This is a genomic window from Tsukamurella sp. USMM236 (assembly GCF_037148755.1).
GTDB lineage: Bacteria > Actinomycetota > Actinomycetes > Mycobacteriales > Mycobacteriaceae > Tsukamurella.
This window is the reverse complement of the sequence record NZ_JBBCSS010000002.1, coordinates 619719-634665: the sequence shown is the minus strand read 5'-3', so window position 1 is coordinate 634665 and position 14947 is coordinate 619719. Positions and strand designations below refer to the sequence as shown.

Annotated in this window: 14 protein-coding genes; 6 read left to right on the top strand and 8 right to left on the bottom strand. The window is 70.9% G+C overall.

Translation table 11 applies throughout. The annotated features are described in order from the left end of the window. Nucleotides 1-4: 4 nt before the first annotated feature. From WFK95_RS08970 to WFK95_RS08960, 3 genes are all read right to left on the bottom strand, one after another. Complete coding sequence (locus WFK95_RS08970) at nucleotides 5-1006, bottom strand: sigma-70 family RNA polymerase sigma factor (RefSeq protein ID WP_224645752.1); 1002 nt, start codon at nucleotides 1004-1006, stop codon at nucleotides 5-7. A gap of 112 nt (nucleotides 1007-1118) precedes the next feature. Continuing rightward, the gene (locus WFK95_RS08965) at nucleotides 1119-2597 is read right to left on the bottom strand and encodes a DUF7782 domain-containing protein (protein ID WP_224645751.1); all 1479 of its coding nucleotides are present in this window, start codon (nucleotides 2595-2597) and stop codon (nucleotides 1119-1121) included. Continuing rightward, a complete protein-coding gene (locus WFK95_RS08960) occupies nucleotides 2598-2933 on the bottom strand; it encodes a DUF3099 domain-containing protein (RefSeq protein WP_224645750.1) in 336 nt (111 codons plus the stop codon). A 38-nt stretch (nucleotides 2934-2971) separates the two neighbouring features. Here WFK95_RS08960 and WFK95_RS08955 point away from each other — a divergent pair, with 38 nt between their 5' ends. Next, nucleotides 2972-3208 carry a DUF3039 domain-containing protein gene (locus WFK95_RS08955; RefSeq protein ID WP_068525069.1) on the top strand — a complete coding sequence of 79 codons (237 nt, stop codon included), beginning with the start codon at nucleotides 2972-2974 and terminating at the stop codon, nucleotides 3206-3208. A gap of 4 nt (nucleotides 3209-3212) precedes the next feature. Here the strand turns inward: WFK95_RS08955 and WFK95_RS08950 are convergent, their stop codons facing one another. Then, on the bottom strand, nucleotides 3213-4514 hold the full coding sequence (locus WFK95_RS08950) for a YihY/virulence factor BrkB family protein (protein ID WP_224645749.1): 1302 nt from the start codon (nucleotides 4512-4514) through the stop codon (nucleotides 3213-3215). Nucleotides 4515-4665: 151 nt separating this feature from the next. Between WFK95_RS08950 and WFK95_RS08945 the strand changes: the two genes are divergently transcribed. Further along, nucleotides 4666-6357: a DEAD/DEAH box helicase gene (locus WFK95_RS08945; protein ID WP_224645748.1), complete on the top strand. Its 1692-nt coding sequence runs from the start codon at nucleotides 4666-4668 to the stop codon at nucleotides 6355-6357. A gap of 94 nt (nucleotides 6358-6451) precedes the next feature. On the opposite strand, the gene WFK95_RS08940 is transcribed toward WFK95_RS08945, so the two are convergent. Then, complete coding sequence (locus tag WFK95_RS08940) at nucleotides 6452-6667, bottom strand: DUF7455 domain-containing protein (RefSeq protein WP_224645747.1); 216 nt, start codon at nucleotides 6665-6667, stop codon at nucleotides 6452-6454. Nucleotides 6668-6835: 168 nt separating this feature from the next. On the opposite strand from WFK95_RS08940, the gene WFK95_RS08935 reads away from it, so the two are divergent. Both WFK95_RS08935 and WFK95_RS08930 read left to right on the top strand, forming a co-directional pair. Then, nucleotides 6836-7711, top strand: a complete 876-nt coding sequence (locus WFK95_RS08935; protein WP_224645746.1) for an EamA family transporter — start codon at nucleotides 6836-6838, stop codon at nucleotides 7709-7711. Between the two features lie 43 nt (nucleotides 7712-7754). Continuing rightward, nucleotides 7755-9974: a M13 family metallopeptidase gene (locus WFK95_RS08930; protein WP_224645745.1), complete on the top strand. Its 2220-nt coding sequence runs from the start codon at nucleotides 7755-7757 to the stop codon at nucleotides 9972-9974. On the opposite strand, the gene WFK95_RS08925 is transcribed toward WFK95_RS08930, so the two are convergent. Genes WFK95_RS08925 through WFK95_RS08915 form a run of 3 tightly spaced genes read right to left on the bottom strand, consistent with a single transcriptional unit; the run spans nucleotide 9961 to nucleotide 12600 of the window. After that, nucleotides 9961-10773, bottom strand: a complete 813-nt coding sequence (locus WFK95_RS08925; protein ID WP_224645744.1) for a rhomboid-like protein — start codon at nucleotides 10771-10773, stop codon at nucleotides 9961-9963. The two genes, WFK95_RS08930 and WFK95_RS08925, sit on opposite strands and share 14 nt — an antisense overlap. A gap of 34 nt (nucleotides 10774-10807) precedes the next feature. Continuing rightward, nucleotides 10808-11965, bottom strand: a complete 1158-nt coding sequence (locus WFK95_RS08920; protein ID WP_336670478.1) for an acyl-CoA dehydrogenase family protein — start codon at nucleotides 11963-11965, stop codon at nucleotides 10808-10810. Between the two features lie 20 nt (nucleotides 11966-11985). Then, nucleotides 11986-12600 (bottom strand): TetR/AcrR family transcriptional regulator, encoded by a 615-nt coding sequence (locus WFK95_RS08915; RefSeq protein ID WP_224645742.1) that lies wholly within the window; start codon nucleotides 12598-12600, stop codon nucleotides 11986-11988. Between the two features lie 167 nt (nucleotides 12601-12767). On the opposite strand from WFK95_RS08915, the gene WFK95_RS08910 reads away from it, so the two are divergent. Together WFK95_RS08910 and WFK95_RS08905 are read left to right on the top strand one after the other, a co-directional pair. Then, complete coding sequence (locus WFK95_RS08910; protein WP_336670477.1) at nucleotides 12768-13985, top strand: acetyl-CoA C-acetyltransferase; 1218 nt, start codon at nucleotides 12768-12770, stop codon at nucleotides 13983-13985. Between the two features lie 208 nt (nucleotides 13986-14193). After that, nucleotides 14194-14946: an SDR family oxidoreductase gene (locus WFK95_RS08905; RefSeq protein WP_336670476.1), complete on the top strand. Its 753-nt coding sequence runs from the start codon at nucleotides 14194-14196 to the stop codon at nucleotides 14944-14946. The last annotated feature ends 1 nt before the right edge of the window (nucleotide 14947 follow it).

Genomic DNA, 14947 nt, shown 5'->3' with positions numbered 1-14947 from the left:
GGGGCTAGCTCGCGTACGCGCGCAGCCGGTCGGCCCGCTCGCCGTTGCGGAGCTTGCTCATGACCTCGCGCTCGATCTGGCGCACCCGCTCGCGGGAGAGCCCGAAGAGCTTGCCGATCTGGTCGAGCGTGCGCGGCTGGCCGTCGTCGAGGCCGTAGCGCAGGCGGATGACCTGCTGCTCCCGCTCGTCGAGGGTGGCGAGCACCGAGCGCACGTCGCTGTGCATGAGTCGCGAGATCACGGCGGACTCGGCCGACGCGGCCTCCGCGTCCTCGATGAAGTCGCCGAGAGGCGCCTCCTCGTCGGACCCGACGGGCATGTCGAGGCTCACCGGATCACGGGAGTGGTCCATGAGATCGGCGATCTTCTCCGCCGGGATGCCCGACTCCTCCGCGAGCTCCGCGTCCGTGGCCTCGCGGCCCAGCTGCTGGTGCAGCTCGCGCCGGATGCGGGCCAGCTTGTTCACCTGCTCCACGAGGTGGACGGGGAGGCGGATGGTGCGGGACTGGTCCGCCATGCCGCGGGTGATGGCCTGCCGGATCCACCAGGTGGCGTAGGTCGAGAACTTGAAGCCCTTGGCGTAGTCGAACTTCTCCATCGCGCGGATCAGGCCGAGGTTGCCCTCCTGGATCAGGTCCAGCAGCGGCATGCCGCGCCCGGTGTAGCGCTTGGCCAGCGACACCACGAGGCGCAGGTTGGCCTCCAGCAGGTGCTGGCGGGCCGCCTGGCCGTCGCGCACGATGAAGGCCAGGTCGCGCTTCTTCGAGGCGGCCATCCGCTTCTTGGTGGCCAGGAGGTGCTGTGCGTACAGCCCCGCCTCGATGCGCTTGGCCAGATCGACCTCGTCCTCAGCGGACAGCAGCGCGGTGCGGCCGATGCCGTTCAGGTACACCCGCACCAGATCCGCGGCGGGACTCTGTGCATCGAGATCGGCCTCGGTCAGCGGGGGCCGCACCCGATCAGCGGGGCGGGCTGCGGTGCTAGCAGTGTTGACGCGGTGTGCCATGTGGCTGCCTCCTGTTCGCCGGTACATCAGGTTCAACGGACGACGGGCGCACAGAGTTCCCGAGCCCGGATCCCCTGACCTGCGGAAACAGCGAGGCGTTCTGAGAAGTTGCTTAGAGGAAGGTTACGAATCCGTGCCGGTGCAGGTCGGCGAGCAACCGCCGGGCCGGATCGGCGAGGTCGTCCTCGCCCGTCGCCGCCTCGAGCAGGATGACGAGGTCCTCGGCGGGGAGTTCCCCGCGGCATCCGGCGAGCAGGCGGGCGCCGGCGTCGTCGAGCTCGTGCACCCAGCGCGGGCCCGACATCCGGGTCACGCGCACCGCCACCTCGTCCCAGCCCTCGTCGCCGGTCACCGATACGCGCTCGAGGGCGACGTCGTCGCCGAGTAGCGGCCGGGCGGCGTCCAGGTCGGCGTCGCGCAGCCACGCCATCCGCGCGAAGTGCGCGGGAACCTCGTCGCCGAGGGGATCGTCGAAGGGCTGGCTCAGCTCCTCGCAGACCACCTCCGACGGGCCGTCGATCGCCCGGAGGAGCACGAAACCGAACCCGATGCCGGTCACGCCGGCGTCGGCGAGGTGGGCGAGCCAGCGGTCGGACTTCGCGCGTCCCTCGCCGACACGCGGGTCGAGCCCCTCGTCGCGGAGCCAGGTGCCCACGTACAGCGCGGGATCGGCGACGTCGCGCTGCAGCACCCACGCCGCGATGCCGTCCGCGGGCAGCCAGGACGCGACCCGGGCCTGCCACGACTCGTCGTCGCCGTGCACCCACGAGGCGAGCAGCGCGGCGGTGCCGCCCGGCGCCAGATGATCCGGTGCGCCCCGCACGACCAACTCGGACGCGCCGTCGAGATCGAGGCCGGAGTCGCGGTAGGTGTGGTCGACGCGGCCCTCGCCCACGACGAAGGGCGGGTTCGCCAGCAGTAGGTCGAACCGGCGTCCCGCGACGGGCGCGAACCAGTCGCCGGTCAGTACCTCGACGTCCGCGCCGTTCAGCGCGGCGGACGCGGCGGCGAAGCCGGCGGCCCGCTCGCTCACGTCGGTGGCGGTGACCGAGCGTGCGAACCGGGTCGCGGCGCACGCGTGCACGCCGCAGCCGGTGCCGAGGTCGAGGACGGTGCCCACCGGCTCGCGCGGCGTGGCCCGCAGCAGCGACTGCGAGGCGTGGCCCACGCCGAGCACGTGCTCGCGGTGCTGCGCGTGCGGCCGCATGAGGCCGTCGAGGTCGGAGAGGAACCATTGCGGACCGTCGGGCAGGTCGAGTGGCCGCAGGCTCAGCGCGGCCCGCACCCGCGACGGGTCCTCCGGATCGGCCTCCAGCAGGCCGGCCGCCAGGGCGTCGTCGACGGTGACGGGCGCCAGGGCACCGTCGACCTGCGGGCGGGGGACCGGCGCGGCGGCGAGGAACAGGCGGATCAGCACGTCCAGGGGCGCGTCGCCGGGTGCCGCGGCTTCGACGGGGCCGGGCTCGCCGCGCGACAGGCAGCCGTAGGCGTCACCCAGGCGGTCGGCGACGGCGGATTCCGAGAAATCGGCGGCGGCCAGCGCGGGGCCGAGCCGACGGCACAGTGGTGCCAGGCCGGGGGAGAGCAGCACCTAGTCGCCGCGCGTCGAGACGGTCGTGATCGGGTGGCCCTGCAGGGCGAGGCGATCCAGCTTGCGGCGGGTGAAGCGGTCGGGCTCGCCCTTACGCTTCTTGGGCCGGTCGTTGGCGCGGATCACGGCGATCCACGGGATGGGGATGGAGCCGCCGAGCACGGCCAGCGCGATCATCCAGTTGCCGGTGGCGGAGTAGATCCACGCGGAGATGACGAGGGCGGGAATGCGGATCGCCATGATCATCAGGTAGCGGCGGACGCGCCGCCGGTGCTGCTCGTCGTACGAGTCCTCCGCGTCGGTGATGACGTAGGTGTTCTCACCTTGGTTTCCCACACTTCGATCGTCCCACTGCGGCTGGCAGAATGAAAGTCATGAGTACGAAGACCCTGGAGAAGCCGGACGTCGACGTCGACGCCGATACCGGCACCGACGACGACACCCCCAAGTTCTTCCATTACGTGCGGAAGAACAAGATCGCCGAGTCGGCCGTGATGGGCAACTACGTCGTCGCGCTCTGCGGCGAGACCTTCCCGGTCACCAAGTCCGCCAAGCCCGGCTCGCCGGTGTGCCCCGAGTGCAAGAAGATCTACGACCGCATGAAGAAGTAGCCGCTCACCGCGGCTCCACCTCGCGCGGCGGCCGGGCGGGCGGCACGCGCGGGGCCTCGGGCTCGACGGTGCGCCGCGCCGGGACGTCCGTCTCGACGGTGCGCCGCGGCGCCGCGGCACTCGGCGCGTCGGCGGGCGACCCGCCGGACACCGGCGTCTCGGTGTCGGTGGACGGCTCGTCGGTCTCCGCCCGCTGGCGCCGGCGGATCGGGTCGGTCGCGCGGCGCAGGCCCTCGGCGGCCGCCCTGCCGGGATCGGGGATCCCCGCCTCCTTGATCTGCTCGACGACCCAGTCCCGCAGCTGATCGGTGCGGATCTCGCGCGCGGGCCAGCGGTCCTGCAGCGCGGCGTTGAACTCCGCGCCGACCATGACCGCGAAGCCGAGGAAGAACGTGAACAGCAGGAAGGCGATCGGCGTCGCCAGCGCGCCGTAGGAGATGCCGCTCCCCGACGCGATGAACGACAGGTACACGCGCAGCCCCGTCGAGGCGACGAGGAAGATCAGCGCCGCGAGCGCCGCGCCCGGCACGTGCCGGTACCAGGGGAGCGGCCGCGGCAGCGCCTGCCGGTAGAGCAGCGCGAGGCCGCCGACCAGCATGAGCACGACGAAGGGCAGGTAACCGAAGTCGATCAGCTGGGCGACCGCGGGGTGCCAGGACGCGGGGATGTACTTGATGATGAAGCTGGGGCCCAGCGCCACGAGCGGCAGCGTGAACACCGCGATCACCAGGAACTCGAGGTAGAGCACCAGCGCGAACAGCCGCTGGTACACCGGATTGCGCACCGTGTGCTGATCGTGCGCCATGCTGATCGAGTCCACGTACGACGACAGCGCCGACGACCCGGCCCACAGCGCGAGGATGAAGCCCACCGAGACCACGTCGCCGCGGCCCTGCTGGAGCACCCCGTCGACCATCGGCCGGATGATCTCGTCCACCACGTTGGGCGTGAAGACCCGCAGGCCGAAGGAGATGAGCCGGTCGTGGATCACCCCGATGGTGTCGGGGCCGAACCAGTTCGCCACGTAACCGATGAGGCCCATCAGGGCGAGCAGCAGCGGCGCCAGCGACAGCGTGGTCCAGAAGGCCGCCTGCGCGCTGTGCCCGACGATCGAATCGTCCCAGGACTTCACGACGGTGCGCCACAGGACCTGCGGCATGCCCTTGACGACGCCCCACGCGCGCGTGGGGAACGAGGCGCGCCGGGGCCGATCCAGGTCCTGGGTGTGCGGACCCGGATCGCGCGGCTCGGCGTCCTGCGCCGGGCCCGGTTGCCGGCCTCCCGGCGTGCCGTGTGCGTCGTCCATCATGTTCAGTCTTCCGCACCGGGGCCGATCACGCCGTAACCGGGATCGCCGCGTGTTGCGAGTAGACTGCTTCCGGGTTCACGATCGACCCGCCCGCGCCGCGGACTCGCGCCGGACGGGCTTCTCTCGCGGTTTAGGGGTGCGTTTCTCGATGGCGGTTTCACTTCGTGTCTGGCAGCGCCGTGCGCTCACGAAGTACCTGACCTCGAAGCCTCAGGACTTCCTCGCCGTGGCGACCCCCGGCGCCGGAAAGACCACGTTCGCGCTGCGCGTCGCCGCCGAGCTGCTGGCCGACCGCACCGTCGAGCGGATCACCGTCGTCGCGCCGACCGAGCACCTCAAGTACCAGTGGGCCGAGGCGGCCTCGCGGAACGGCATCAACCTCGACCCGAACTTCACCAACTCGGGCGGCAGCACCTCGTCGGACTTCGACGGCGTGGTCATCACGTACGCCCAGGTGGGCATGCATCCGTACAAGCACCACGCGCGTACGTCGGCCTACAAGACGCTCGTCATCCTCGATGAGATCCATCACGCCGGCGACGCCAAGAGCTGGGGCGAGGGCGTGCGCGAGGCCTTCGCGCCGGCCACCCGTCGGCTCGCGCTCACCGGTACCCCGTTCCGCAGCGACGACAACCCCATCCCATTCGTCACGTATGAGCCGGAGTTCGGCGGCGGCCAGCGGTCCAAGGCCGATCACGTCTACGGCTACTCGGACGCCCTCGCGGACGGCGTCGTCCGCCCCGTCGTCTTCCTGGCCTACTCCGGGCAGGCGAGTTGGCGCACCAGCGCAGGCGAGGAGTTCACCGCCCGCCTGGGCGAGCCGCTGAGCAAGGAGCAGACGGCGCGCGCCTGGCGCACCGCGCTCGACCCGCACGGCGACTGGATCCCCGCTGTGCTGCACGCCGCGAACACGCGGCTCGAGCAGCTGCGTCGCGCGATGCCCGACGCGGGCGGCCTGGTGATCGCCACCGATCAGACGACGGCCCGGGACTACGCCGAGCTGCTCGAGGAGATCAGCGGCGAGAAGGTCACCGTCGTGCTGTCCGACGACCCGACGGCGTCGAAGCGGATCTCCGCCTTCTCCGAGGGCACGGACAAGTGGATGGTCGCCGTCCGCATGGTGTCCGAGGGCGTCGACGTCCCGCGCCTGGCCGTGGGCGTGTACGCGACGAGCGCCTCGACGCCGCTGTTCTTCGCCCAGGCCATCGGCCGTTTCGTGCGACTGCGCGTGCCGGGCGAGACCGCGAGCGTCTTCCTCCCGTCGGTCCCGGTCCTGCTGGATCTCGCCGCGAAGCTGGAGGAGCAGCGCGACCACGTGCTCGGCAAGCCGCACCGCGAGTCCGACGGACTCGAGGACGCGCTGCTCATCGACGCGAACAAGCAGAAGGACGAGCCCGGCGAGGAGGAGAAGGCGTTCGTCTCCCTGCACGCCGACGCCGAGCTGGACCAGCTGATCTACGACGGCTCCTCGTACGGCACCGCCACCTTCGCGGGCAGCGAGGAGGAGGCCGACTACCTGGGGCTACCGGGGCTGCTGGACGCCGAGCAGATGCGGGCGCTCCTCAAACAGCGGCAGAAGGATCAGGTGGACACCCGGTCGGCCGAGGTGGAGCGCCCCGCGGCGCCCGCGCAGGTGGAGGAGCGGGCGACCGCGGGCGCGCAGCTCTCCGCACTACGGCGCGAGCTGAATTCGCTGGTCGCGATGCATCACCACCGCACGGGCAAGCCGCACGGCGTGGTGCACAACGAACTGCGCAGCAGGCTGGGGGGACCCGTCACCGCGATGGCGTCGGCCGATCAGCTGCGCGAGCGGATCGCGGCGCTGCGCACCTGGAAGTGATCGGGTGCCGGTAGGGCACCGACCTGCAGAAACGGCGACGGCGCCGTGCACCCGGAAGTAGGGCGGGTGCACGGCGCCGTCGCGTCGGTGGTACTCAGACCGTGACGGGCTCGCCCGTGATGCTGGCGCCCTGCGCCTCCAGCTTCGCGCGGTGCTCGCTGAAGTGGTGGCCGCAGAAGAGCAGCTCGAAGCCCGACGGCAGTACGGCCCGGACCTGGGCGGCCGCCGAACAGCGATCGCAGCGGTCGGACGCCGTCAGGGGAGCGAAGGCATCGCCCGTAGGGGCCTCTGAAGTGACTGTGTTGGTCATGACTCCTCCGTTCCTCACGAACCGTTCTTACATCTCTATATACGTCCGAGGGTACCCATTTGTTCCACCACACCGGGGAGGTGGGCGGCATGTTCTCCCAGGGTGAACAACTTTCGGGCGGGGAAACGCGGATGCGGGGCCGGCGCACGGTCCCCTAGGGTGAGGCGCGTGACGCCGCTGATGATCCCCGCGATGTTCGTGATCGGGGCGATCAGCCAGTACGTCGGCGCCTCCCTGGGCGTCGGTCTGTTCGAACAGCTCTCGCCCGTCGCGGTGGCGTGGCTGCGCGGGGCGGGCGCCGGCCTCATCCTGTTGCTCGCCCTGCGGCCGCGGCGCGCCGACTGGACCCCGGCGCGGCTGCGCGCCGCCGCCCTGTTCGGCACGGTCACCGTCGCGATGAACATGGCCTTCTACGAGGCCATCGACCACATCGACCTGGGCACGGCCGTCGCGATCGAGTTCCTCGGTCCGATCGCGGTGGCGGTCGCCGGCTCGCGGCGCGCGGTGGATCTGGTCGCCGCGGCGGCGGCCCTCGTCGGCGTGGTGTGCGTCGCGGGCGTCAACCTCGACGGTGCCGGTCTCGGCTCCGGCGGCGCGATCGGCATCGCCTGCGCGCTGCTGGCGGCGGCCCTGTGGGCGGCGTACATCGTGCTGGGAAAGCGGGTCGCCGACGCGGGCGGCGGCATCGAGGGGCTCGGCGTCGGCCTGGCCGCGGGCGCGCTGGTCCTCGCCCTCCCGGGCCTCGGCCCCGACCTCGTGAGCCGCCCCGAGGCCTTCCTCAGCTGGGAGGTGTGGGTCCTCGGCCTGGGCCTCGGGCTGCTCAGCTCGGTCGTCCCGTACGCGCTGGACCAGGTGGTGCTCACCCGGGTCGGGCGGGAGCGGTTCGCGCTGCTGCTGGCGCTGCTCCCGGTGACCGCCACCGGCGTGGGCGCCGTGATGCTGGGCCAGCGGCCGGGATGGCTCGAGGCCGTCGGCATCGCACTCGTCGTGGTCGCCATCGCGCTGACCTCGCGGCGGACTCCGGCGCCCGACTCGGGTGGTTAGCGTGTCGCACCATCTCGGCGGCCGATCGGGTTAGATTCGGTTCATGCAGACCGGTGACCCCCATTCGTCCGCCCACTCGCCCCGCCCCGATCGCGACCCGTTCGGCGCACCGTCGGGCGGGCTCGACCGCCGGCGGTTCCTCGCCGGCTTCGGCGTGCTCGCGGGCACCGCGGTCCTCGCGGCCTGCGGCGTATCGGGGCCCGGCGGTGGATCGCCGTCCTCCTCCGCGAAGCCGGCGCGGCCGCTGACGGGGCCCGACCTGAGCGGCGCGGCGCCCGGCGTGCGCGTGCAGGACGACCTGTTCCGCCACGTCAACGGCGCCTGGGCCGACGGCTACCGGATCCCCGCGGACAAGGCCTCGTTCAACACCTTCACCGAGCTGTCGGATCGTGCGCTGGACCAGCTCAAGGCCATCATCGAGGGCATCAAGGATCCGCGAACCCGGAGCAATGAGGCGAAGATCCGCGACGTCTACGACTCCTTCATGGACACCGCCCGCGTCGACCGGGAGGGCGCGGACCCGATCAAGCCCGATCTCGACGCGATCGACACGGCGGCCGACAAGGCGGCCCTGCTCGACGTCATCGGCACTCACCAGAAGCAGGGCGTGAGCGGCCTGGTCGGTTTCTACGTCGACACGGATCAGAAGGACTCGTCGAAGTACGTGCTCAGCCTGCTGCAGTCGGGTATCGGCCTGCCGGACGAGGCCTACTACCGCGATCCGAAGTACGCCGAGGTGCGCGACGAGTACCGCGCGTACCTGGAGAAGACGGCCTCGCTCGCCGGCCTGGCCGACGCGCCGGGCGTCGCGGCCCGCGTGCTGGCCTTCGAATCGTCGGTGGCGAAGGGACATTGGGACCGCGTGCGCTCGCGCGACGCGACGGCGACCTACAACCCGTACCCGTGGGCCGAGCTCGCGAAGCTGGCGCCCGGCTACGACTGGGACCGCTGGCAGAAGGCCGTGGGCATCAAGGCCGACGACGCCAAGAACGTCGTGGTCTCGCAGCCGAGCTTCCTCACCGCCGCGGCGAAGCTGTGGGCGGACACCGACCTGAACACCCTCAAGGATCACGCGCGGATCCAGGTGGTGCGGGCCTACGCCGCGTATCTCTCCGAGCCCTTCGCCACGGCCAACTTCGAGTTCTACTCGAAGACCCTCAGCGGGGTCGAGCAGCAGCGCGATCGCTGGAAGCGCGGCGTGGCCGTGGTCGAGGGCGCCCTCGGGGAGGCGCTCGGGAAGCTGTACGTCGCGAAGCATTTCAAGGCCGACGCCAAGCAGCAGGCCGAGCAGCTCGTGAACAACCTCCGCAGCGCCTACCGCGCCAGCTTCGAGGACCTGGACTGGATGACCCCCGCCACCCGGCGGGCCGCCGCCGCCAAGCTGGAGAAGATCCGCACTAAGATCGGCTACCCCGACCAGTGGCGCGACTACGGCGACCTCAAGACCGACGGGAAGTCGATCGTCGCCAACGTGCGCGCCTCGGGCGAGTTCGAGAACGCCTACCAGCTGGCGAAACTCGCCAAGCCGGTGGACAAGGGCGAGTGGCTGATGACGCCGCAGACGGTGAACGCCTACTACAACCCCGGCATGAACGAGATCGTCTTCCCGGCGGCGATCCTGCAGTCGCCCTTCTTCTCGCCCGACGCGCAGGCCGCGGTCAACTACGGCGGAATCGGCGCCGTGATCGGCCACGAGATCGGCCACGCCTTCGACGACCAGGGCGCGAAGTACGACGGCGACGGCAACCTCAAGGACTGGTGGGAGCCGGCCGACCGGGCCGAGTTCGACAAGCGCACCAAGGCGCTCATCGCGCAGTACGACGCGCTGGTCCCCGCCGGGCTGCCGCCGACCAACAAGGTCAACGGCGGTCTCACGGTGGGGGAGAACCTCGCGGACCTCGGCGGCCTGTCCATCGCCATCGCCGCCTACCGGATCGCCGTCACCAACCGCGACGCCGGGACCGAGGGGGCCGTGCAGGCGAGCGGGGCACCGTCGGCCGGGCCGAGCGCGAGCGCCGTGCCGAGCGCGGGGGAGGGGGCCGACCCGGACCTCACGCCGCTGTTCCTGAGCTGGGGCCGGATCTGGCGGAACAAGGCGCGGGAGGCCTCCGCGATCCAGTCGTTGGCGACGGACCCGCACGCGCCGAACGAGTTCCGCGCGAATCAGGTGGTCAAGAACGTGAGCGCCTTCGTCGAGACCTTCGGCGTCAAGCCCGGCGACAAGGAGTGGCTGGAGCCGCGGGACCGCGTCACGGTGTGGTGACGGTCTCCCCGCCGGGCCCGCCGGGCCCGCCGGACTGGGCGGGGCTACCCGGTGCGGCGGGATGGAACCGCCAGGTCCAGTCCGCGGCGCGGCGGCGGACGGCGGGGATGCGGGTGACCGGCCACAGCAGGTAGCCCAGCAGCACGGCGCGCAGGTGGCCGAGCGTCGAGTACATGCCGAAGAAGGGCAGCGTGAGCCGCACCAGGACGGGCAGGGCGAGCATCGCGGCGAGCCGCCAGCGCCACGACGGTATGCGGTAGACGAGCAGTCCGAGCACGCACAGGCTGCCGTAGCTGACGCCGACGTCGATCATGCCGCGCAGGTCGAGGTCGTCGGTGATGATCCCGTGCGCCAGTAGGCGGTTCGCCGACAGCACCGAGATCAGCGATGCGGTCGCGCTGCCCGCGAAGTAGATCAGGGGCATCCCGATGTGCCCCAGCCAGCGCTCGGCCGGACCGAGGACGAGCACCGTCATCAGCGTCGCGAAGACGATGTCGACGGGCTCGATCCACAGCGCGGAGGTGATGAGCGCCTGCAGTGGGTGGGTGCCGAACCGGTCGAGATTGGTGCTGTGCACCTGCAGGACCTGGTCCGCCAGGCGGTCCGGCAGGCCGAGCAGCATCACGGCGTTGACCGTCACGACGAGCCACAGCACCGCCGCGACCGGGCTCGCCACGACCCACGCCCGCGCGTACCGGGCCCAGCGGAGCATCCACCCCGATCCGGGCCCGGCGCGCCGGACGTTCCCGACGGCCGCCCAGAGGAGCGCGACGGCGATCAGGCCGATCAGCAGGTCCATGTGCTCAGTACAGCACCGTCGCGCGGGGTGAGGGCTACAGGCCCATGTCCTTGGCGATGATGGTCTTCATGACCTCGGACGTGCCGCCGTAGATGCGGTTGACGCGGTTGTCGGCGTAGAGCCGGGCGATCGGGTACTCGTTGATGTAGCCGTAGCCGCCGTGCAGCTGCAGGCAGCGGTCGATCACGTCGGAGGCGGCCTCGGTGCAGAACAGCTTGAGCGAGGCGGCGTCGGCGGCGGTCAGCTGGCCCGCGTCGTGCAGCTCGAGACCGCGGTCGACGCTGGACTCCATGGCGTCGACCTTCGCCTTGCACGCGGCGAGCTCGAACTTGGTGTTCTGGAACGAGGCGACGGACTTGCCGAAGATGTTGCGGTCCTGCGTGTACGCCTGCGCGAAGCGCACGGCGGCGGAGGCCTGCGAGTAGGCGCCGACGGCGATCGACAGGCGCTCCTGCGGCAGGTTCTGGCCGAGGTAGGAGAAGCCCTTGTTCTCCTCGCCGAGCAGGTCCGCGACGGGGACCTTGACGTCGGTGAAGGAGAGCTCGGCGGTGTCGGAGGTGCGCAGGCCGATCTTGTCGAGCTTGCGGCCCACGGCGTAGCCCTCGAGCGTGGTGTCCACGACGAACAGCGAGATGCCGTGGCGGCGGTCCTCGGGGGTCGACGGTGCGGTGCGCGCGCAGACGATCACGCGGTCGGCGTTCACGCCGCCGGTGATGAAGGTCTTCGCGCCGTTGAGCACGTAGTGGGTGCCGTCCTCGGAGAGCTTGGCGGTGGTCTTCATACCCGCGAGGTCGGAGCCGGTACCGGGCTCGGTCATCGCGATGGCGAACATCAGCTCGCCCGCCGCCATGCCGGGCAGCCAGCGCTGCTTCTGCTCGTCGGTGGCGAGGCCGGTCAGGTAGGGCAGGCACAGCGCGATGTGCACGCTCGAGCCGCCGAAGGAGACGCCGGCGCGCCCGAGTTCCTCGCTGATCACGGCCTGGTACTTGAAGGACTCGATGCCCGCGCCGCCGTACTCCTCGGGCACCTCGATGCCGAAGACGCCCAGCTCGCCGAGCTTGGGGTAGAAGTCCTTCGGCACGATGCCGTTGGCGTACCACTCGTCGTAGTGCGGCACGACCTCTGCCTCGATGAAGGCGCGGAGGGTCTCGCGGAAGGCTTCGTGATCGGCGGTGTAGACGGTGCGACGCATGGTGGGTCTCCTCGGGTTCTCTACTTCGGGATGTCGGTGGTGCTCGCCCCGACGGTGCGCAGGGCGAGGTCGGCGTAGAAATCGCCGATGCGGTCGGGGGTGATCTCGCCGCCGTCGTGGTACCAGCGGCCGATGTCGATGCCGCTGGAGAGGACGGCGATGGTCGCCATCCGCGGGTCCGGGGTGTCGAAGGAGCCGTCAGCGACGCCGGCGTCGACGATCGCGCGCAGCCGACGGGTGATCTCGCGGCGGAGGCCGCCGATCTCGGCGCGGTGCTCCTCCGTGAGCGCGTCCAGCTCGTAGTTGACCACGCGGACGCTGGTGTGCGACGACGCGTGATGCGTCGCGAACGCCCGCATCGCGGCGGCGAGCCGCTCGGCGGGGGTGTCCGCGGCGTCGTCGACGGCGTCGATCGCGTCGATGATCCGTTGGTGTCCGACGCGCGAGAGCTGGTGCAGCAGCTGTTCCTTGGACTTGTAGTGCACGTACACGGCGGCGGGGCTCATGCCGGCCGCCGAGGCGATGTCGCGGGTAGTGGTGCCGTGGAAGCCGCGTTCGGCGAAGGCCGCCGCGGCGGCGGACAGCAGCCGCGCGCGGGTGGCGTCCGCGCGGGACGGCGCTTCGGGTTCGGTCATCGTTTCCCTCCGGCGGCACCGCGATGCGGCGCGTCGACGCGGTGTCTCTAGTGTGAACGGGACCACAGGGATCGGTCCGTTGACGACCGGCTCTCAGTGGTGCAGAGTAGATGGTACACCGCTAAGCGAGCGCTTAGTTAGTAATGGTTCAACTCGGAGGTCATCCCATGCCCGAAGCCGTCATCGTCTCCACCGCCCGGTCGCCCATCGGGCGTGCAGCGAAGGGCTCGCTCAAGGACGTCCGTCCGGACGACCTCTCGGTCCAGATGGTGCGCGCCGCCCTGGACAAGGTGCCCGGGCTCGACCCCCGCGAGATCGACGACCTGATGTTCGGCTGCGGTCAGCCCGCGGGCGAGTCGGGGTTCAACATCGCCCGCGTCGTCGCCGTCGAGGCCGGCCTCGACCACCTGCCCGGCGTCACCGTCAACCGCTACTGCAGCTCGAGCCTGCAGACCACGCGCATGGCCTTCCATGCGATCAAGGCGGGGGAGGGCGACGTCTTCATCTCCGGCGGCGTCGAGACCGTGAGCCGCTACATCAGGGGCAACGCCGACGGCCTGCCCGACACCAAGAACGCCCTCTTCGCCGACGCCGAGGCGCGCACCGCGACCTTCGCCGGCGGCGGCCAGACCTGGGTCGACCCGCGTGAGGCGGGCGTCCTGCCGGACGTCTACATCGCGATGGGGCAGACCGCCGAGAACGTCGCGCAGTTCAAGAACGTGAGCCGCCAGGACCAGGACGAGTGGGGCGTGCGCAGCCAGAACCGCGCCGAGGCCGCCATCGCCTCGGGCTTCTGGGCCAAGGACATCACCCCGGTCACGCTCGCCGACGGCACCGTCGTCTCCACGGACGACGGTCCGCGCGCCGGCGTCACCTACGAGGGCATCGCCGGGCTCAAGCCGGTCTTCCGTCCGGACGGCACCGTCACGGCCGGCAACTGCTGTCCGCTCAACGACGGCGCGGCCGCCGTGGTGATCATGTCCGACGAGAAGGCCAAGGCGCTCGGCCTGACGCCGCTCGCGCGCATCGTCTCCACCGGCGTCACGGGCCTGTCGCCCGAGATCATGGGCCTCGGCCCCGTCGAGGCGTCGAAGCAGGCGCTGCAGCGCGCCGGCCTGTCGATCGGCGACATCGACCTCATGGAGGTCAACGAGGCCTTCGCGGCGCAGGTGATCCCGTCGGTGCGCGACCTGGGCATCGACGCCGACAAGGTCAACGTCAACGGTGGCGCCATCGCCGTGGGTCACCCCTTCGGCATGACGGGCGCGCGCATCACCAGCACGCTCATCAACTCGCTGCAGTGGCACGACAAGCAGTTCGGCCTCGAGACCATGTGTGTCGGCGGCGGTCAGGGCATGGCGATGATCATCGAGCGGCTCAGCTGATCCGCGTCTGACGCCCCTCGGAGCGGCCCGTACGTCCTCGACGTACGGGCCGCTCCGTCGTTTCCGGGGGTGTGCGCACGCAACGGTCCGTACTGTGAGGAGCGTCACAGGGGTTCGTGCGCCCAAGGGGGTCGTCACACGGCGCGGTGTGTCGTAGGCTACAAACTAAGCGAGCGCTTAGTCAGTTTGAACGGAAGGTGTGTGGAGCATGACCCGATTCGCCGGGAAGACCGCGATCGTCACGGGAGCGAGCCGCGGCATCGGCCTGGCCATCGCGCAGCGGCTGGTGGCCGACGGCGCGAAGGTCGTCATCACGGCCCGTAAGCAGGAGGCGCTCGACGCGGCCGTCGCCGAGCTGGGCGGCCCCGAGGTGGCTGTGGCCGTGGCCGGTTCGGGGGATGACGAGGCGCATCAGGACCAGGTGATCGCCACCGCGATCGACACCTTCGGCAGCGCCGACTTCTTCGTCAACAACACCGGCATCAACCCGGTCTACGGCCCGCTCATGGAGATCGACACGGCGGCCGCGCGCAAGATCTTCGAGGTCAACGTGCTCTCCACGCTGTCCTGGACGAAGAAGGTCTATGCGGCCTGGCAGAAGGGGCACGGCGGCGCCATCGTCAACGTCGGCTCCGTCGCCGGCCTGCGCCCCGCGCCCGGCATCGCCTTCTACGGCGTCTCCAAGGCCGCGGTCATCCACCTCACCGAGGAGCTCGCCGTCGAGCTCGGCCCGGACATCCGGGTGAACGCCGTCGCGCCCGCCGTCGTCAAGACCCGCTTCGCCACCGCCCTGTACGAGGGCCGCGAGGAGCAGGTCTCCGCCGCGTACCCGCTCAAGCGGCTCGGCGTGCCCGACGACATCGGCTCGGTCGTCGCCTTCCTGCTCTCCGACGACGCCGCCTGGATGACCGGGCAGACGCTCACCGTCGACGGTGGCGTCCTGCTCACGGGCGGGGTGTAGG

Coding starts and splice junctions, on each gene's coding strand:
- WFK95_RS08940 (WP_224645747.1), bottom strand. CDS start 6,667: ATGACCAACACAGTCACTTCAGAGGCCCCTACGGGCGATGCCTTCGCT.
- WFK95_RS08925 (WP_224645744.1), bottom strand. CDS start 10,773: ATGGACCTGCTGATCGGCCTGATCGCCGTCGCGCTCCTCTGGGCGGCC.
- WFK95_RS08910 (WP_336670477.1), top strand. CDS start 12,768: ATGCCCGAAGCCGTCATCGTCTCCACCGCCCGGTCGCCCATCGGGCGT.
- WFK95_RS08950 (WP_224645749.1), bottom strand. CDS start 4,514: ATGGACGACGCACACGGCACGCCGGGAGGCCGGCAACCGGGCCCGGCG.
- WFK95_RS08930 (WP_224645745.1), top strand. CDS start 7,755: ATGCAGACCGGTGACCCCCATTCGTCCGCCCACTCGCCCCGCCCCGAT.
- WFK95_RS08945 (WP_224645748.1), top strand. CDS start 4,666: ATGGCGGTTTCACTTCGTGTCTGGCAGCGCCGTGCGCTCACGAAGTAC.
- WFK95_RS08915 (WP_224645742.1), bottom strand. CDS start 12,600: ATGACCGAACCCGAAGCGCCGTCCCGCGCGGACGCCACCCGCGCGCGG.
- WFK95_RS08920 (WP_336670478.1), bottom strand. CDS start 11,965: ATGCGTCGCACCGTCTACACCGCCGATCACGAAGCCTTCCGCGAGACC.
- WFK95_RS08955 (WP_068525069.1), top strand. CDS start 2,972: ATGAGTACGAAGACCCTGGAGAAGCCGGACGTCGACGTCGACGCCGAT.
- WFK95_RS08970 (WP_224645752.1), bottom strand. CDS start 1,006: ATGGCACACCGCGTCAACACTGCTAGCACCGCAGCCCGCCCCGCTGAT.
- WFK95_RS08905 (WP_336670476.1), top strand. CDS start 14,194: ATGACCCGATTCGCCGGGAAGACCGCGATCGTCACGGGAGCGAGCCGC.